13 protein-coding genes and 3 pseudogenes are annotated in these 18,172 nt (G+C 70.8%); 10 read left to right on the top strand and 6 right to left on the bottom strand.

The window, feature by feature from the left end; translation table 11 throughout:
* Nucleotides 1-31: 31 nt before the first annotated feature.
* Nucleotides 32-1,330, top strand: a complete 1,299-nt coding sequence (locus ADL01_RS22545; protein ID WP_053743838.1) for a citrate synthase — start codon at nucleotides 32-34, stop codon at nucleotides 1,328-1,330.
* A 720-nt stretch (nucleotides 1,331-2,050) separates the two neighbouring features.
* On the opposite strand, the gene ADL01_RS22540 is transcribed toward ADL01_RS22545, so the two are convergent.
* Nucleotides 2,051-4,342 carry a heavy metal translocating P-type ATPase gene (locus ADL01_RS22540; RefSeq protein ID WP_053743837.1) on the bottom strand — a complete coding sequence of 764 codons (2,292 nt, stop codon included), beginning with the start codon at nucleotides 4,340-4,342 and terminating at the stop codon, nucleotides 2,051-2,053.
* A 20-nt stretch (nucleotides 4,343-4,362) separates the two neighbouring features.
* The gene (locus ADL01_RS22535; RefSeq protein ID WP_053743836.1) at nucleotides 4,363-4,602 is read right to left on the bottom strand and encodes a heavy-metal-associated domain-containing protein; all 240 of its coding nucleotides are present in this window, start codon (nucleotides 4,600-4,602) and stop codon (nucleotides 4,363-4,365) included.
* A gap of 184 nt (nucleotides 4,603-4,786) precedes the next feature.
* Here ADL01_RS22535 and ADL01_RS22530 point away from each other — a divergent pair.
* Both ADL01_RS22530 and ADL01_RS46455 read left to right on the top strand, forming a co-directional pair.
* Nucleotides 4,787-5,716: pseudogene (locus ADL01_RS22530) on the top strand (zinc-dependent alcohol dehydrogenase family protein); the annotation flags it as partial.
* Nucleotides 5,717-5,843: 127 nt separating this feature from the next.
* A pseudogene (locus ADL01_RS46455) lies at nucleotides 5,844-6,002 on the top strand (alcohol dehydrogenase); the annotation flags it as partial.
* On the opposite strand, the gene ADL01_RS22525 reads toward ADL01_RS46455, so the two are convergent.
* The 3 genes from ADL01_RS22525 to ADL01_RS22515 all read right to left on the bottom strand — a co-directional run bounded on the left by ADL01_RS22525 (nucleotide 5,983) and on the right by ADL01_RS22515 (nucleotide 8,133).
* Entirely contained in the window at nucleotides 5,983-6,585 is a 603-nt protein-coding gene (locus ADL01_RS22525; protein ID WP_053743835.1) for a GNAT family N-acetyltransferase, read from the bottom strand. The pseudogene ADL01_RS46455 and the gene ADL01_RS22525 overlap by 20 nt on opposite strands.
* A gap of 64 nt (nucleotides 6,586-6,649) precedes the next feature.
* Nucleotides 6,650-6,850, bottom strand: coding sequence for a helix-turn-helix transcriptional regulator (locus tag ADL01_RS22520; protein ID WP_053743834.1), 201 nt, complete (start codon nucleotides 6,848-6,850; stop codon nucleotides 6,650-6,652).
* Between the two features lie 347 nt (nucleotides 6,851-7,197).
* The gene (locus ADL01_RS22515; protein ID WP_053743833.1) at nucleotides 7,198-8,133 is read right to left on the bottom strand and encodes a sugar phosphate isomerase/epimerase family protein; all 936 of its coding nucleotides are present in this window, start codon (nucleotides 8,131-8,133) and stop codon (nucleotides 7,198-7,200) included.
* Between the two features lie 163 nt (nucleotides 8,134-8,296).
* On the opposite strand from ADL01_RS22515, the gene iolC reads away from it, so the two are divergent.
* From iolC to mmsA, 5 genes and pseudogenes are all read left to right on the top strand, one after another.
* Nucleotides 8,297-9,247, top strand: coding sequence for a 5-dehydro-2-deoxygluconokinase (gene iolC, locus ADL01_RS22510; RefSeq protein WP_053743832.1), 951 nt, complete (start codon nucleotides 8,297-8,299; stop codon nucleotides 9,245-9,247).
* Complete coding sequence (locus ADL01_RS22505) at nucleotides 9,244-10,179, top strand: Cgl0159 family (beta/alpha)8-fold protein (RefSeq protein ID WP_053743831.1); 936 nt, start codon at nucleotides 9,244-9,246, stop codon at nucleotides 10,177-10,179. Before iolC ends, ADL01_RS22505 begins: the two co-directional genes overlap by 4 nt.
* A pseudogene (locus ADL01_RS46450) lies at nucleotides 10,062-10,415 on the top strand (hypothetical protein); the annotation flags it as partial. The gene ADL01_RS22505 and the pseudogene ADL01_RS46450, both read left to right, overlap by 118 nt.
* 35 nt (nucleotides 10,416-10,450) lie before the next feature.
* Nucleotides 10,451-12,349, top strand: coding sequence for a 3D-(3,5/4)-trihydroxycyclohexane-1,2-dione acylhydrolase (decyclizing) (gene iolD, locus ADL01_RS22495; protein ID WP_053743829.1), 1,899 nt, complete (start codon nucleotides 10,451-10,453; stop codon nucleotides 12,347-12,349).
* A 14-nt stretch (nucleotides 12,350-12,363) separates the two neighbouring features.
* The gene (mmsA, locus tag ADL01_RS22490; RefSeq protein WP_053743828.1) at nucleotides 12,364-13,866 is read left to right on the top strand and encodes a CoA-acylating methylmalonate-semialdehyde dehydrogenase; all 1,503 of its coding nucleotides are present in this window, start codon (nucleotides 12,364-12,366) and stop codon (nucleotides 13,864-13,866) included.
* A 73-nt stretch (nucleotides 13,867-13,939) separates the two neighbouring features.
* On the opposite strand, the gene ADL01_RS22485 is transcribed toward mmsA, so the two are convergent.
* Nucleotides 13,940-14,371, bottom strand: a complete 432-nt coding sequence (locus tag ADL01_RS22485; RefSeq protein ID WP_199834897.1) for a GNAT family N-acetyltransferase — start codon at nucleotides 14,369-14,371, stop codon at nucleotides 13,940-13,942.
* Between the two features lie 117 nt (nucleotides 14,372-14,488).
* On the opposite strand from ADL01_RS22485, the gene ADL01_RS22480 reads away from it, so the two are divergent.
* Nucleotides 14,489-17,152, top strand: a complete 2,664-nt coding sequence (locus ADL01_RS22480; protein WP_053743826.1) for an alpha/beta fold hydrolase — start codon at nucleotides 14,489-14,491, stop codon at nucleotides 17,150-17,152.
* Nucleotides 17,149-18,021 carry an ABC transporter permease gene (locus tag ADL01_RS22475; protein WP_053743825.1) on the top strand — a complete coding sequence of 291 codons (873 nt, stop codon included), beginning with the start codon at nucleotides 17,149-17,151 and terminating at the stop codon, nucleotides 18,019-18,021. Before ADL01_RS22480 ends, ADL01_RS22475 begins: the two co-directional genes overlap by 4 nt.
* The last annotated feature ends 151 nt before the right edge of the window (nucleotides 18,022-18,172 follow it).

Below are 18,172 nucleotides of genomic sequence, written 5' to 3'. Positions count from 1 at the left end.
AAGAAGAGGCACAACGTCGGTGAGGGATGACGTGAGCGAGCACACCAACAACGCTGTAGTACTGCGGTTCGGCGATGGCGAGTACACCTACCCGGTGATCGACAGCACCGTCGGCGACAAGGGCTTCGACATCGGGAAGCTCCGCGCTCAGACCGGTCTGGTGACGCTGGACAGCGGCTACGGCAACACGGCCGCCTATAAATCCGCGATCACCTACCTCGACGGCGAGGAGGGCATCCTCCGGTACCGCGGGTATCCCATCGAGCAGCTCGCCGAGCGGTCCACCTTCCTCGAGGTGGCGTTCCTGCTGATCAACGGTGAGCTTCCGACCGTCGACGAGCTCTCCGTGTTCAAGAACGAGATCACGCAGCACACCCTGCTGCACGAGGACGTCAAGAACTTCTACCGAGGCTTCCCGCGCGACGCGCACCCGATGGCGATGCTGTCGTCGGTCGTCTCGGCGCTGTCGACCTTCTACCAGGACAGCCACAACCCGTTCGACGAGAAGCAGCGCAACCTCTCGACGATCCGGCTGCTCGCCAAGCTTCCGACCATCGCCGCGTACGCGTACAAGAAGTCGATCGGTCACCCGTTCGTCTACCCGCGCAACGACCTCGGTTACGTCGAGAACTTCCTGCGTATGACGTTCTCGGTGCCGGCCCAGGAGTACGACCTCGACCCGGTCGTCGTCTCCGCCCTCGACAAGCTGCTGATTCTGCACGCCGACCACGAGCAGAACTGTTCGACGTCGACGGTCCGTCTGGTCGGTTCCTCCCAGGCGAACATGTTCGCGTCGATCTCGGCCGGCATCTCCGCGCTCTGGGGCCCGCTGCACGGCGGCGCCAACCAGTCCGTGCTGGAGATGCTGGAGGGCATCAAGGCGAACGGCGGCGACGTCGACTCCTTCATCCGCAAGGTGAAGAACAAGGAGGACGGCGTCCGCCTGATGGGCTTCGGCCACCGGGTGTACAAGTCCTTCGACCCGCGCGCGAAGATCATCAAGGCTGCCGCGCACGACGTCCTCTCGGCCCTCGGCAAGTCCGACGAGCTGCTGGACATCGCGCTGAAGCTCGAGGAGCACGCGCTCTCCGACGACTACTTCGTCTCGCGCAACCTCTACCCGAACGTCGACTTCTACACGGGCCTCATCTACCGCGCGATGGGCTTCCCGACCGAGATGTTCACGGTCCTGTTCGCCCTCGGCCGCCTGCCGGGCTGGATCGCCCAGTGGCACGAGATGATCAAGGAGCCGGGATCGCGTATCGGCCGCCCGCGCCAGATCTACACGGGTGTGGTCGAGCGGGACTTCGTGCCGGTCGAACAGCGCTAGAGGCTCCGCCGGTTGTGCGGTGGTAGAACGCTGCGGGTCCGTTGTGGCTGGTCGCGCCCACGCGGCGGAGCCGCAGATGTCACAGCCCCGCGCCCCTTCGGGGGCGCGGCCCCCGTGAAAAGCAAAAAGCGGAAGGCGCCCTGCCGACGGTCCCCCCACGGGCCGGCGTACAGGGCGCCTTCCCATGTCCCGGTGCGGATTCCCCCCACGGGATCCGGCCGGGCGTATTGGAGGACAGCGCCTGAATTCGCTATCGCTGGTATGCGGGCCGCCGAGGCAGCCGTTGTTGTGCACCGCTGGGGCGGCGTTTGAGCAAAACGAGCAAAACTCGCCGTACTCCTGCTGTGTGCGGTCTGCCGGGACGCGCACGCTGGGGTGGGCCGCTCAAGCTTCCCGGTGTACGTGTCCCGGCAACGCATTTCCGAGGACGTCCCCCAAGACATCCCCAGACGTCATCGAGCGCCCCCCAAGACGCTCTCTGACATCGCCAACTTAGACCTTCGGAGCCCTTCGATGGTTACGTTCACGGCACTGTGATCTGCGTCTCTCGCACCTGTCCCCTGAAACGCAGGATCCCGGTTGTCGCGACCGGGGCCCAAGCGTAAGGATGATGCGGGAGCCTTGTGAAGAGCTTATGTGAGGCTCGCGCAGGACTCCATAGGGGCTATGTCACCTACTTGGGCGTACTGCCGGTAACTTTTGGCAGGTCCGGGGCCGATCTCAGCGGAACGTGCGCAGTCGAAGGCTGTTCGTCACCACGAACACCGAGGAGAAGGCCATCGCCGCCCCCGCGATCATCGGGTTCAGCAGTCCGGCGGCGGCCAGCGGCAGCGCGGCCACGTTGTAGCCGAAGGCCCACATCAGGTTGCCCTTGATGGTCGCGAGCGTCTTGCGTGACAGCCGGATCGCGTCGGCGGCCACCCGCAGGTCCCCGCGTACCAGCGTCAGATCGCTCGCCTCGATCGCCGCGTCCGTGCCCGTACCCATCGCCAGGCCCAGGTCGGCGGTGGCCAGCGCCGCCGCGTCGTTCACCCCGTCGCCGACCATCGCGACGGTCCGCCCCTCGCCCTGGAGCCGGCGTACGGCGTCGACCTTCTCCTCGGGCAGGACCTCCGCGATCACCTGGTCGATCCCGACGGCCTTCGCCACCGCCTCGGCCACCGCCCGGTTGTCCCCGGTCAGCAGCACCGGCGTCAGCCCCAGCGCGCGCAGCTCGCGCACCGCCTCGGCGCTGCTCTCCTTGACGGCGTCGGCGACGGTGAGGACCCCGCGCGCCCGCCCGTCCCAGGCGACCACGACGGCCGTACGTCCGCCGCTCTCGGCCTCCGCCTTCGCGTGGGCCAGCTCTTCCGGGAGCGGCCCCGACAGCCCGTCGGTGAGCCGTCCCACGGCCACCTCGTGCCCCTCCACGCGCCCGCGTACGCCCTTCCCGGGCACGTTCTCGAAGGACTCGGCCTCCGGCAGCGCCCCGACCCGTTCCTCGGCCCCCGCCGCCACCGCTCGGGCGACCGGGTGTTCGGAGGCGTGTTCGAGGGCGCCCGCGAGCCGCAGCACCTGCTTCTCGTCGGTCCCCTCGGCGACGTACACCTCCTGGAGGGTCATCCGGCCCGTGGTCACCGTGCCCGTCTTGTCCAGGACGATCGTGTCGACGCGGCGCGTGGACTCCAGGACCTCGGGGCCCTTGATGAGGATGCCGAGCTGCGCCCCGCGCCCGGTGCCGACCATGAGGGCGGTCGGCGTGGCGAGGCCCAGCGCGCAGGGGCAGGCGATGATCAGGACGGCGACGGCGGCGGTGAAAGCGGCGACGGTGTCACCCGTGATGCCGATCCAGGCGCCGAACGTACCGAGCGCGATCAGCAGCACCACTGGGACGAAGATCCCGGAGATCCGGTCGGCGAGCCGCTGTACCTCGGCCTTGCCGTTCTGCGCGTCCTCCACCAGCCGGGCCATCCGCGCGAGCTGGGTGTCCGCACCGACCCGCGTGGCCTCGACGACCAGCCGGCCCCCGGCGTTCACGGTCGCGCCGGTGACGGCGTCCCCCGCGCTCACGTCGACCGGTATCGACTCACCGGTCAGCATCGACGCGTCGACCGCCGAGACACCCTCGACGACGATGCCGTCCGTGGCGATCTTCTCCCCGGGCCGTACGACGAACCGGTCCCCGATCGCCAGCTCGCCCACCGGAACCCGCACCTCACGTCCGCCGCGCAGCACGGAGACGTCCTTCGCGCCCAGCTCCATGAGCGCCCGCAGCGCCGCGCCCGAGCGCCGCTTGGCGCGGGCCTCCAGATAGCGGCCGAGGAGGAGGAACCCGATGACCCCGGCGGCGACCTCGAGGTAGATCTCCGAGGTGCCGCCCGTACGGGAGGCGGTGAACGAGAAGCTCTCGCGTATCCCCATCCCGTCGTCCATCCCGGGCATCGCGGGCCGGCCCGCGTCGCCCCAGAACAGCGCCCACAGGGACCAGCCGTACGCGGCGAGCGTGCCGACCGACACCAGGGTGTCCATGGTGGCCGCGCCGTGCCGGGCGTTGGTGAACGCGGCTCGATGGAACGGCAGTCCGCCCCAGACGACGACCGGCGAGGCGAGCGTCAGCGCGAGCCATCGCCAGTTGTCGAACTGGAGTGCGGGAACCATGGACATCAGTACGACGGGAGCGGCCAGCAGTACGGAGACGACGAGCCGCTGCCGCAGACCGGCCAGCTCGGGGTCGGCCGCCTCCCGCTCGGCATCCACCGCCTCGGCGACGGCGACGGGCGGGGGCGGCTCCTCGGCCGTGTACCCCGTCTTCACGACCGTGGCGATCAGGTCGTCGACGCCGACCCCTTCGGCGTACGCGACCTTGGCCTTCTCCGTCGCGTAGTTGACCGTGGCGAAGACGCCGTCCATGCGGTTGAGCTTCTTCTCGACGCGGGCCGCGCAGCTGGCGCACGTCATCCCTCCGATGGTCAGCTCGACCTCGTGGGGCGCGGCTGTCGGGGTCTTCTCGGTGCTGATGCCGGTGCTGGTCATGGTCTCCGCGTCCCTACGGGTCAGGCCGGACCGGCGAGCTCGAAGCCCGCCTCGTCCACCGCGGCGCGGACGGCGGCCTCGTCGAGCGGGGCCTCGGACACCACGGTGACCTCGCCGGAGGCGGCGACGGCCGTCACGGAGGTGACGCCGGCGAGCTCGGAGATCTCGGCCGAGACCGAGCCCTCGCAGTGCCCGCAGCTCATGCCGGTCACCTGGTAGACGGCGGTTACGGAGCCGGGGGTGTCGGTCTGGGTGGTCATGTCGTTGCTCCTCTTCGAGGTGGCTTCGAAGCGTTTTCACGGTGTCTTGGCGGTGTCTTCGAGGGCGTCGTCGTGGCGCACGTGCCCTGTGATTCTCACCCTACTATACCCCTGGGGGGTACTTTGCTCATGACGGTGGCAAGATCTCCGGTACGAGGGACGGCGACGATGAGGGCGAGGACGCATGCGCGCGGTGGTGTTCGAGCGGTTCGGTGAGCCGGCCGAGGTACGGGAGGTGCCGGACCCGGTGCCCGCGCCGCACGGGGTTGTGGTGCGCGTCGAGGCCACCGGACTGTGCCGGAGCGACTGGCACGGCTGGATGGGCCACGACTCGGACATCGCGCTGCCGCACGTGCCCGGCCATGAGCTCGCCGGCGTCGTCGAGGCGGTCGGCGCCCGGGTGAGCGGCTGGCGGGCCGGGGACCGGGTCACGGTGCCCTTCGTGTGCGCGTGCGGGAGCTGCCCGTCCTGCCAGGCCGGTGACCAGCAGGTGTGCGAGCGGCAGACCCAGCCGGGGTTCACGCACTGGGGTTCGTTCGCGGAGTTCGTGGCGCTCGACCACGCCGACGTGAACCTCGTCGCCGTCCCGGAGGGGATGGCCTTCGCCACGGCGGCCTCCCTGGGCTGCCGGTTCGCGACGGCGTACCGGGCGGTGGTCCAGCAGGGGCGGGTGAGCGCGGGGGAGTGGGTCGCCGTGCACGGGTGCGGCGGTGTCGGCCTGTCCGCCGTGATGATCGCGGCGGCCTCCGGCGCCCGGGTCGTCGCGGTCGACGTGTCACCCGGAGCGCTGGAGCTGGCGCGGAAGTTCGGCGCGGCGGAGTGCGTCAACGCGGCCACGACCGACGACACGGCCGCGGCTGTACGTGAACTGACCGGCGGCGGCGCCCAGTTGTCGCTGGACGCGCTCGGCGCGCCGGTCACCTGTGCGGCTTCGGTGAACTCCCTGCGGCGCCGTGGCCGCCATATCCAGGTGGGTCTGCTGCCCTCGGACGCCGGCTCGACACCCGTCCCGATGGCCCGCGCGATCGCCCTCGAACTCGAACTCCTGGGCAGCCACGGCATGGCCGCCCAGCCCTGCCCGCTGATGATGGAGCCCATCCGCCACCGCGCGGTGACCCGACCAACTGCATCACGGGAGGGCTGGTGGGTGGAGACGCGCGGCCGCCGGCCCACCCCCCGCCCCGAGGCCCCGCGCGATCCCCCTCAAACTCAAACTCCGGGGCCCCCCGGGCAGGGCCCCCCACCCCTACCCGCCGATGATGGAGCTCGTGCGCGCCGGAGTCCTGCGCCCGGATCTGCTGGTCACGTCCACCATCCCGCTGACGGAGTCACCGGCCGCGCTGGCGGAGATGGGTACGGCGCCGGGGGCGGGCGTGACGGTCATCGAGCCGTGGCACTGATCTCGGCGAGGTCCGGATACCCGTGGTGAGCGGCCCACTCGTGGGCGAGGACGGACATGCGTACGGCGTCGATCCACTCGCCCGCGTGCAACAGGGTCTGGCGCTCGACGCCCTCGGCCACGAAACCGGCCTTCTCGTAGGCGCGGCGCGCCCGGGGGTTGAAGGCAAAGACGTGCAACGACACGCGGTGCAGGCCCAGTTGCTCGAAGGCGTGCCCGACGATGAGGCGGACGGCCTCGGTGCCGAGACCCCGGTCGCGCCCGCCCGGCCCGACCAGAATCCGGAAGTTGCAATTCCGGTTGCTCTCGTCCCACTCGTTCAGGACCACTTCGCCGACGAGTTCCCCGCTCGCCCGGTCCACGATGCCCAGGTCGAGCCGGTCGGTCTGCGCGTTCCGGGTGGTGTACCAGGCGCGCAGCCGGTCCGGGTCGAACGCCTCGGCGGGACTGCCGGTGAGCCTGATCACCTCGGGATCGCCGAGGATCCGGGCCATGACGGGGACGTCGTCCTCGGTGAACGGCCGCAGCACGGCCTTCTCGCCGGTGAGGACGGGCTTGACGGAGAAGTCGGCGACGTTGCTCATGCCGCTGACTGTGCCCCACCCGCGAGCGGGGCACAGGTGAATATTCGTCAGCCGCTGTCAGCCGTCAGTCGACTCTTCGGCCGCGGTTGCCCGGCCGGGACGCGACCCACGCCCGGACCGTGTCCGCGTGCCAGTAGGGCTTGCCGCTCTCCACGTGGTCGGGCGCGGGCAGCAGGCCGTGTTTGCGGTACGAGCGCACGGTGTCCGGCTGGACGCGGATGTGCGCGGCGATCTCTTTGTACGACCAGAGCCGTCGGTCGGTCATAGGTGCACCTCCCTGTGCGCGCGTCACGGGGTCGGCCAGGGTCGGCCGTCGGGGGAGCCGGACGTTTGCGTTTGGCGATCACAAAGCCATTGCCCGTTAAACGACCTTTGGTGACCCTGGGTCTGCATTTGTTGACACGACGTGACGTAGACCGCGTACGCGAGACATATGTGACACGAGGGAAGCATTTGTGACACGAGTGATGCAAAGGTGCCGGCCCGCAGACCGGAGTGGCGCGTTGCCCTAGGGGGCGCACACCGCTAGGCGGCGCCCCCTAGGGGCACGGGGAACTGCGCGACAAGCCCCCGCCGGGCCCGCAGGCAAAGAACCGCCAACCCGGCGGAGCGTTACGCGCCGCAGGACCGGAGAAACGCCCGGGTCCGCTGCGCGATCGGCAGCGGCTTGTCCGGCTCGCACGGGTACATGTCCTGCTCCACGATCGCGAACAGGTCCACGTCCAGCTTCTGCGCGGCGGCCAGCACCGGCCCCAACTCCGGTACGCCGGACGGGGGTTCGCACATGACACCACGGGCGACCGCCGGACCGAACGGGACCTCGTTCGCCCGTACGTCCGCGAGGATCTCGGGGTCGACCTGCTTGAGGTGCAGGTAGCCGATCCGCTCGCCGTAGGTCTCGATCAGCTTGACGCTGTCGCCGCCGCAGTAGGCGTAGTGGCCCGTGTCGAGGCACAGGGAGACGAGCGACGAGTCCGTGCCGTCGAGGAAGCGGGTGACGTTCGCCTCGCTGTCGATGTGCGTGTCGGCGTGCGGGTGAACGACGATCTGGAGGCCGTACCGCTCCCGCACCTCGTGGCCGAGCCGCTCGGTCAGCGTGGTCAGGTTGCGCCACTGCTCGGGCGTCAGGGTGTCCGGCTCCAGCACCGCGCCGGTCTTGTCGTCCCGCCAGAAGGACGGAATGACCACCAGGTGGGACGCGCCCATGGCCTGGGCGAGCACCGCGTTGTCCGCGACATGCGCCCAGGTCTTCTCCCAGACCGACTCGCCGTGGTGCAGCCCGGTGAAGACCGTGCCGGCGGACACCTTCAGCCCGCGCCGGGCGGTCTCCTCGGTGAGGACGGCCGGGTCGGTCGGCAGGTACCCGTACGGGCCCAGCTCGATCCACTCGTACCCGGACTGCGAGACCTCGTCGAGGAAGCGCTGCCAGGGAACCTGCTGGGGGTCGTCCGGGAACCACACGCCCCAGGAGTCGGGCGCTGAGCCGACCCGGATGCGCGACAGCGGGGAGCCTGACTCTGCGGAAGCGGAGGAGGGGGACGTAGTCATGGGCGTCAGCTTCGGCCGCCCCCGGGAGGCGTGTCAAGGTCTGGTCCGAATGTCTGGACAAAGTATTGACAGGGCTCGGTGAGGCGGGCTAGACCTGAGGGCGAGCCGCTGAGCGAGTTGCCGTGCGAGCCGTGTGAGCCGAAGAAAACGCGAAGGGAACTCGATGGCGTACGACCTGATCACCATGGGGCGGATCGGAGTGGATCTGTATCCACTGCAGACCGGTGTGCCGCTAGCCCAGGTGACGTCCTTCGGAAAGTTCCTCGGCGGCTCGGCGACGAACGTCGCGGTCGCCGCCTCGCGTCTCGGGCGCAGCACCGCGGTGATCACCCGGACCGGCGACGACGCCTTCGGGCGCTATCTGCACGACGCCCTGCGGGACTTCGGCGTCGACGACCGCTGGGTCACCCCGGTCCCCGGCCTCAACACCCCGGTCACGTTCTGCGAGGTGTTCCCGCCCGACGACTTCCCCCTGTACTTCTACCGGCAGCCCAAGGCGCCGGATCTCGAGATCGACGCCCACGAACTGGACCTGGACGCGGTCCGTGAGGCGGGCATTTTCTGGGTCACGGGCACCGGCCTGAGTGAGGAGCCCAGCCGCACGGCGACCCTGGCCGCCCTCGCCCACCGCGCGAAGGCCGGGACGACGGTCTTCGACCTCGACTGGCGCCCCATGTTCTGGCGCGACCCCGAGTCGGCGCGCCCCTTCTACGCCGAGGCCCTGCGCCACACGACCGTCGCCGTCGGCAACCTCGACGAGGTGGAGGTGGCGACCGGCGTACGCGAGCCGCACGCCGCCGCCCGCGCCCTCCTGGACGCCGGAGTCGAACTGGCGGTCGTCAAGCAGGGCCCGAAGGGCGTCCTCGCCGTCAACAGCAAGGGTGAGAGCGCCGAGGTGCCCCCGCTCCCGGTGACCGTCCTCAACGGCCTCGGCGCCGGTGACGCCTTCGGCGGCTCCCTCTGCCACGGTCTGCTGGAGGGCTGGGACCTGGAGACGATCATGCGGCACGCCAACGCGGCCGGCGCGATCGTCGCCTCCCGCCTGGAGTGCTCGTCGGCGATGCCCACCCCGGCGGAGGTCGAGGCGGCCCTCGCGGCGGGAGCGGTGCGATGACCTCCGCCGCCCTGACCGGCGACGGCACCGGCCGCCCTCTCGGCCCCCTCGCCCCCGTCGACATCTCCGCCCTCGCCACCACCCGCGCCCGGCACCCCGAGGCCATCGCGGAGGCCGCCGCCCGCCGGACGCGCCGACCCCTCCTCGGGGACTCCGGCCGGCTGATGATCGTCGCCGCCGACCACCCGGCCCGGGGCGCCCTCGGGGTCGGCAACCGCAGGCTGGCCATGGCCAACCGCGCCGACCTGCTCGAACGCCTGTGCCTCGCGCTGTCCCGCCCCGGTGTCGACGGCGTCCTCGCGACCGCCGACATCCTGGACGACCTGCTCCTCCTCGGCGCCCTGGACGGCAAGGTCGTCATGGGGTCGATGAACCGCGGCGGCCTCTCCGGCGCCAGCTTCGAACTCGACGACCGCTTCACCGGCCACCGCCCCCAGGACATCGCACGCCTCGGCTTCGACGCGGGCAAGCTGCTCCTGCGCATCGACTACGACGACCCGGGCTCCCTCACCACGCTGGAGTCCACGGCCCACGCGATCGACGCGATGGCGGAACGTCAACTGCCGCTCTTCGTCGAGCCGTTCATGAGCGGGCGCGGCCCCGACGGCAAGGTCCACAACGACCTGTCCGCCGAGGCCGTCACCAGGTCGATCGCCATCGCGTCGGGCCTGGGCGGCAGTTCGGCGTACACCTGGTTGAAGGTGCCCGTCACGGAGAACCCGGACGACATGGCCGAGGTCATGCAGACGTCCACCCTGCCCGCCGTGCTGCTCGGCGGCGAGGTCGGGGACGACCAGGAGGGCGCGTACGAGAAGTGGCGCGGCGCGCTCCAACTCCCCACCGTCCAGGGCCTGGTGGTCGGCCGCTCGCTGCTGTACCCGGCGGACGGCGATGTGTCGGCGGCCGTGGACACCGCAGTCGGACTGCTGTGATGCGCGCGCTGACCGAGGGGCACGACGCCTGTACCGTGCGGGCGGATTGCGGCACGGCGTACGACGAGTTCCAACTCCTGGGTGGGGAAAGGGTGTTCGCGCCGGTCGCCGACCGCGTGCACGCCCCCCGTAACGCCCGGGCACTGATCGCCTCCGGCGCGGGAGGCCGCTTCGCCCTGGCAGGAGCGAAGTGTGGGCGACGACTCCCCGCTCGCTACGGCCCCGCGCCGGAGGTTCACTTGGCACCCGTACCCACCACGGGGGAACAGTGATGACGCCGCCCACCCCGAGCTCCACGACGAGGCTCACGGTCGCCCAGGCCCTCGTCCGCTTCCTCGCCGCCCAGTACACCGAACGGGACGGCGTCCGGCGCCGGCTGATCGAGGCCACCTGGGGCATCTTCGGCCACGGGAACGTCGCCGGGCTCGGCCAGGCGCTCGTCGAGTACGCCGACGACATGCCGTTCCACCAGGGCCGCAACGAACAGTCCATGGTGCACGCGGCAGTCGGTTACGCCCGTCAGTCCAACCGCCTCTCCACCCACGCCGTGACGACGTCGATCGGTCCGGGCGCCACCAACCTCGTCACCGGCGCCGCGCTCGCCACGATCAACCACCTCCCGGTGCTGCTCCTCCCCGGCGACACCTTCGCGACCCGCTCGGCGGACCCGGTCCTCCAGCAGCTCGAAGTCCCGTACGCGGGCGACGTGTCGGTCAACGACTGTCTGCGCCCGGTGTCGAGGTACTTCGACCGCGTCACCCGCCCCGAGGCGCTGATCCCGGCGGCGCTGTCGGCGATGCGGGTCCTCGCCGACCCCGTCGAGACGGGCGCGGTAACTCTCGCTCTCCCGCAGGACGTTCAGGCCGAGGCGTACGACTGGCCGGACGAGTTCTTCGCCGACCGCGTGTGGCACGTACGCCGTCCGGCCGCCGACCCCGACGAACTGACCGAAGCGGTACGGGCGATCCGCACCGCGCGCCGCCCCCTGATCGTCGCGGGCGGCGGAGTCCACCACAGCCGCGCCGAGGAGACGTTGGCGGAGTTCGCCGCGGCGACCCGCATCCCGGTCGCCTCCACCCAGGCCGGCAAGGGCTCCCTGCGCCACGACCACCCCCAGGACGTGGGCGGCATCGGCCACACGGGAACGGCGACGGCGGACGAACTCGCGCGTCTGGCAGACCTGGTGATCGGCATCGGCACCCGCTACACGGACTTCACCACGGCCTCCCACACCCTGTTCGCGGCGCCGGACGTCCGCTTCCTCAACCTCAACATCGCCCCGTACGACGGCCACAAGCTGTCCGCCACCCCACTGATCGCGGACGCCCGCAGCGCCCTGCAGCAGCTGACGGAGGCCCTGGCGCTCCACGACCACCGCGTCACGGACGCCTACGCGTCCGAATACACCGAGGACAAGGAACGCTGGGAACAGCGCGTCGACGCCGCCTACGAGGCCGACGAACCGGACGTACGCCCGACGCAGCCGCAGGTCCTGGGCGCGCTGGACGCCATCGCCGACGAGTCGGACATCCTCATCAACGCGGCCGGCTCGCTCCCCGGCGACCTGCACAAACTCTGGCGCGCGAGATCGTACGACCAGTACCACCTCGAATACGGTTATTCCTGCATGGGATACGAGATACCGGCCGCGATCGGTGTGAAACTGGCGGCGCCCGAGCGTCCCGTATGGGCGCTGGTGGGCGACGGCACGTACCTGATGATGCCGACGGAGATCGTGACGGCCGTACAGGAGGGGATCGCCATCAAGCTCCTCCTGATCCAGAACCACGGCTACGCGTCCATCGGCGGCCTGTCGCAGTCGGTGGGCGGCGAGCGCTTCGGCACCGCCTACCGCTATCAGGCGGACGACGGTACGTACACGGGCGCCCCGCTGCCCGTGGACCTGGCCGCCAACGTGGCGAGCCTGGGCATGCGCGTCCTGCGCGCGAAGACGGTACGGGAGTTGCGGGCGGCGCTCGCCGAGGCCCGTGCCGCCGACACTCCCACTTGTGTCTACGTCGAGACGGAAACGGCAGACACAGTGTCGGGCGCGCCTCCGGCGCAGGCCTGGTGGGATGTTCCTGTGGCCGAGACCGCGACCCGCCCGTCGGCGGTCAAGGCACGTGAGCTGTACGAACGGCACGTCTCTACCCGACGCCGCCATCTGTGAAGGAGAACCTGGGCATGACGAAGATCGTCAACCACTGGATCGGCGGCAAGACCGTCGAGGGCGCGTCGGGTACGTACGGGCCGGTCACCGACCCCGCGACCGGCGCGGTCACCACGAAGGTCGCCTTCGCGACGGTCGACGAGGTCGACGCGGCGGTAGCCGCTGCCAAGGACGCGTACGCGACCTGGGGCACGTCCTCGCTCGCCAAGCGGAGCAGCATCCTCTTCAAGTTCCGCGCGCTGCTGGACGCCAACCGCGACGCGATCGCCGAGCTGATCACGGCGGAGCACGGCAAGGTCCACTCCGACGCGCTCGGCGAGGTCGCCCGCGGCCTGGAGATCGTCGAACTCGCGTGCGGTATCACCGTGCAGCTGAAGGGTGAGCTGTCGACGGAGGTGGCGAGCAGTGTCGACGTCGCGTCGATCCGCCAGCCCCTCGGCGTCGTCGCCGGCATCACGCCGTTCAACTTCCCGGCCATGGTGCCGATGTGGATGTTCCCGCTCGCCATCGCGTGCGGCAACACCTTCGTGCTGAAGCCGTCCGAGAAGGACCCGTCGGCGGCGATGAAGCTGGCCGAACTGCTGTCCGAGGCGGGGCTGCCGGACGGCGTCTTCAACGTCGTCCACGGCGACAAGGTGGCGGTCGACCGCCTCCTGGAGCACCCGGACGTCAAGGCGGTGTCGTTCGTCGGTTCGACGCCGATCGCCCGCTACATCCACACCACTGCCTCGGCGAACGGCAAGCGCGTCCAGGCCCTGGGCGGCGCCAAGAACCACATGCTCGTCCTCCCGGACGCGGACCTGGACGCGGCGGCCGACGCCGCCGTCTCCGCCGCCTACGGCTCGGCGGGCGAGCGCTGCATGGCGATCTCGGCGGTCGTCGCGGTCGGCGCGATCGGCGACGAACTGGTGGACAGGATCCGCGAGCGCGCCGAGAAGATCAAGATCGGCCCCGGCAACGACCCCACCTCCGAGATGGGCCCGCTCATCACCGCCGTGCACCGCGACAAGGTGGCGTCGTACGTCACCGGCGCGGCGGCCGAGGGCGCGGAGGTCGTCCTCGACGGCAGCGGCTACACGGTCGAGGGCTTCGAGAACGGCCACTGGATCGGCATCTCGCTCCTGGACAAGGTGCCCACGTCCGCGAAGGCCTACCAGGACGAGATCTTCGGCCCCGTCCTGACCGTCCTGCGCGTCGACACGTACGAGGAGGGCCTGGCGCTGATCAACGCCTCCCCCTTCGGCAACGGCACCGCGATCTTCACCCGCGACGGCGGCGCGGCCCGCCGCTTCCAGCTGGAGGTCGAGGCCGGCATGGTCGGCGTCAACGTCCCGATCCCGGTCCCGGTGGGCTACCACTCGTTCGGCGGCTGGAAGGACTCCCTCTTCGGAGACCACCACATCTACGGCAACGACGGCACCCACTTCTACACCCGGGGCAAGGTCGTCACGACCCGCTGGCCGGACCCGGCGGACGGCCCGTCGGGCGTGGACCTGGGATTCCCGCGCAACCACTGAAGCAGTCCGCTCTGTACGCCGGTGCCCCGTCTCCCTCCGGAGGCGGGGCACCGCCGTACGCGCGTGCGACCGCCTACTCGAACTTCCACCCCACCACCGCGCACCCCCCGTCGTCCTTCCCGCCCGCGCTCCGATACGTGGCAAGGGCGACGTCGTTGTCCGTGTCGACGAGCACCCACATCCCGTGGCAGCCGAGTTCACGGCTCAGCTCGGCCAGCCGCCCCACCAGCGCCCGCCCGATCCCCTTGCGCCGGTGCGACTCCGCCACCCCCAACTCGTACAGCAGCATCTCCGCACCCTTGTCGGGGTGGATGGTCTCGATGCCGCTCACAAAGCCGACGGGGGCGTCCTCGCCGGGCTCGTAGGCCAGGTACAGGTGATGTCCGGCGGACGTCAGGAAGCGTTCCGCCCACTCCGGGCGCACCGGGTTGTCGAAGAGGGGCTCGGCGGCAGCCACCTCCGCGATCGTCACGGCGCGGCGAATCGCCACAGACCGATTTTCCATGAGCCTTTTCGTACCACGACTGGAGTACACCGGACCCGTGCCGTACGCCCGCAGGATGGTGGAAGGTTCCGCCCGGTGGCTGGCCCGGATGTCAGTGGCGGCCCGTACCGTTGACGCATGGATCTTCGAATGCCCGGACTGCGGGGAGCGCGGCCCCGGCCACGACGGCTGATCGCCGGCGTGGCCGCCGTCGTCGTCCTGCTCGCCGGCGCCGGTACGTGGACGGCCGTCGCCTCGGACGACGCGCCCGCTGTGCGCCGCGCCGATCGGGTCATGGACATGGGCGGCGGGGTGCGCGTCGACACCTCGTACTTCACCGCCGGTTCGGAGTCCCGCCGCCGCCCCGCCGTCCTGCTCGCCCACGGCTTCGGCGGCAGCAAGGACGACACGCGCGGCCAGGCCCAGGACCTCGCCCGCGACGGGTACGCGGTGCTGACCTGGTCCGCCCGGGGCTTCGGCAGATCCACCGGGAAGATAGGGCTGAACGACCCGAAGGCCGAGGTCGCCGATGTCTCCAAGCTGATCGACTGGCTGGCCCGGCGGCCCGAGGTCCAGCTCGACAAGAAGGGTGACCCGCGCGTCGGCATGGCCGGCGGGAGCTACGGGGGCGCCATCTCCCTGCTCGCCGCCGGGTACGACCAGCGGGTCGACGCCATCGCGCCCGCGATCACCTACTGGAACCTCGCGGACGCCCTCTTCCCGAACGGCGTCTTCAAGAAACAGTGGGCCGGCATCTTCATCAACACCGGCGGCGGCTGCGAGAAGTTCGAGGCCGCGCTGTGCCGGATGTACGACCGGGTCGCCGAGGCCGGTAAGCCGGACGCCGAGGCCACCACCCTCCTCGCCGACCGGTCGCCGTCCGCCGTCGGCGACCGCATCAAGGTGCCCACCCTGCTGATCCAGGGCCAGACCGACTCCCTCTTCCCGCTCGGCCAGGCCGACGCCGCCGCGAAGGCGATCCGCGCGGGCGGCGCCCCCGTGGACGTCGACTGGATCGCGGGCGGCCATGACGGCGGCGACCTGGAGACGAGCCGCGTCGAGTCCCGGGTCACCTCCTGGTTCGACCGGTATCTGAAGGGCGACAAGGGCACCGACACCGGCCCCGCCTTCCGCGTCACCCGCACCGGCGGCGTCAACTCCACCGACGGGACGGCCACCCTGCGCGGCGCCACCTCGGACAGCTACCCGGGCCTGGAGAGCGGGCAGCGCGCCATCACCCTGACCGGCAGGGAGCAGACGTTCGACAACCCGGCCGGCGCCGCCCCACCCGCCGTCTCCTCCCTGCCCGGCCTCGGCGCGGCGGGCGGCCTGTCCCAGCTCTCCTCTTTCGGAGTCGGCGTCTCGCTCGACTTCCCGGGGCAGAACGCCCGCTTCGAATCGGCGCCGGTCGCCGACGACGTCCAGATCACCGGTTCGCCCACGGCCACCGTCCACGTCAAGGCGACCAGCGAGGACGCCGTCCTCTTCGCCAAGGTGTACGACGTCTCCGCGAACGGCAGGCAGCAGGTGCTGCCGGGCCAGCTCGTCACCCCCCTCAGGGTCGAGGGTGCCAAGGAGGGCAAGGACGTCGCGATCACCCTCCCGGCGATCGACCACAAGGTGGAAAAGGGCCACCGCCTCCGCCTGGTCCTCGCCTCCACGGACCTCGGCTACGCGTCACCGGCCGCCCCGGCCACGTACACCGTCTCCGTCAGGAGCGACCTGACGATCCCCACCGCCCCCGGGGTCACCACGGCGTCGGCCGGGCTGCCCGCCTGGGTGTGGTGGCTGCCCCTCACGGGCGCCGTGATCGCCCTCGCCCTGCTCCTGTCGGGTCGCCGGCGCACGGCTGCACCGTCCGCCCCGGATCCCGAACTCGCGGAAGTCCCCCTCCAGATCACCGACTTGAGCAAGCGGTACGCGAAGTCGTCGGACCGGTACGCCGTACAGGACGTGTCGTTCCGCGTCGAGAAGGGCCAGGTCCTCGGGCTCCTCGGCCCCAACGGCGCGGGCAAGACCACCACCCTGCGCATGCTGATGGGCCTCATCAAGCCCGACGGCGGCGAGATCCGCGTCTTCGGGCACGCGATCCGCCCCGGCGCCCCCGTCCTCTCCCGCGTCGGCGCCTTCGTCGAGGGCGCCGGCTTCCTCCCGCACCTCTCCGGCCGCGAGAACCTGGACCTGTACTGGCAGGCGACCGGCCGTCCGGCCGAGGACGCCCACATGGAGGAGGCCCTGGAGATCGCGGGCCTCGGCGACGCACTCGCGCGCGCGGTCCGCACGTACTCCCAGGGCATGCGCCAGCGCCTCGCCATCGCCCAGGCCATGCTCGGCCTGCCCGACCTCCTCATCCTCGACGAACCGACCAACGGCCTCGACCCGCCCCAGATCCGCGAGATGCGCGAGGTGATGATCCGGTACGCGGCGGCCGGCCGCACGGTGATCGTCTCCAGCCATCTGCTGGCGGAGATCGAGCAGTCCTGCACGCACCTCGTCGTCATGGACCGGGGCCGACTGGTCCAGGCGGGCCCCGTCAGCGAGATCATCGGCTCCGGCGACACCCTGCTCGTCGGCACCACCACCCCCGTGGAGGAGCCGGTCGTCGAGAAGATCGCCGCCCTGCCGGGCATCGAGTCCGCCGTACGCACCGACGACGGCCTCCTCGTCCGCCTCACCCCCGAGAGCGGCAGCGCCCAGCGCCTCGTCGTCGAACTCGTCCGCCTGGAAGTCCCCGTGGAGTCGGTGGGCCCCCACCGCCGCCTCGAGGACGCGTTCCTCACCCTGATCGGAGGTTCCGCATGAGCACGACGACCACGATCGTGGAGCGGGCGGAGACGGCCGACGGGTACCGCGCCCGGCGGACACTGCCCCTGCGCGTCGAGCTGGTCCGCCAGCTCAAGCGCCGCCGTACGCTCGTCATGGGCGGCATCCTCGCCGCGCTGCCGTTCATCCTCGTCGCCGCGTTCGCGATCGGCGGCGACCCCGGCGCTCGCAACGGCCAGGTCACCCTGATGGACACGGCCACCGCGTCCGGTGCCAACTTCGTCGCCGTCAACCTCTTCGTCTCCGCGGGCTTCCTGCTCGTCATCCCCGTCGCCCTGTTCTGCGGGGACACAGTCGCCTCGGAGGCGAGCTGGTCCTCCCTGCGCTATCTGCTCGCGGCCCCCGTCCCGCGCGCCCGCCTCCTGTGGTCCAAGCTCACCGTCGCCCTCGGCATGAGCCTCGCCGCGATGGTGCTGCTGCCGGTCGTGGCCGTCGCGGTCGGCACGGCGGCCTATGGCTGGGGCCCACTGGAGATGCCCACCGGCGGCTCGCTCGCCGCGGGCACGGCGGCCCAGCGCCTTGTGGTGGTCGTCGGATACCTCTTCGTGTCCCAACTGGTCACCGCCGGACTGGCGTTCTGGCTGTCGACGAAGACGGACGCCCCCCTGGGAGCGGTCGGCGGCGCCGTCGGCCTGACCATCGTCGGCAACGTCCTGGATGCCGTGACAGCCCTCGGCGACTGGCGCGACTTCCTGCCGGCGCACTGGCAGTTCGCGTGGGCCGACGCCATCCAGCCCCGCCCGGAGTGGAGCGGCATGATCCAGGGGACGGCCGTCTCGATAACGTACGCCCTCATCCTGTTCGCCCTGGCCTTCCGGGGTTTCGCCCGCAAGGACGTCGTCTCTTAGATCACCGGAGGATCACCAACCGGTCTCGACAGCCGTCCTTCGTGGCCACTTCGAGATCCATCCGCAACACCCCGTACCGCACATTCCGGCCCCCTCCGCCGTCACAGTCACAGGAGTTGACGTCGCTCGACGTCAATCGACGGAGGGGGCA

It is taken from the genome of Streptomyces sp. NRRL WC-3618, assembly GCF_001280005.1.
Lineage (GTDB): Bacteria > Actinomycetota > Actinomycetes > Streptomycetales > Streptomycetaceae > Streptomyces.
The sequence above is the reverse complement of the archived record's forward strand: the minus strand, read 5'-3'. Positions and strand labels throughout refer to the sequence as shown.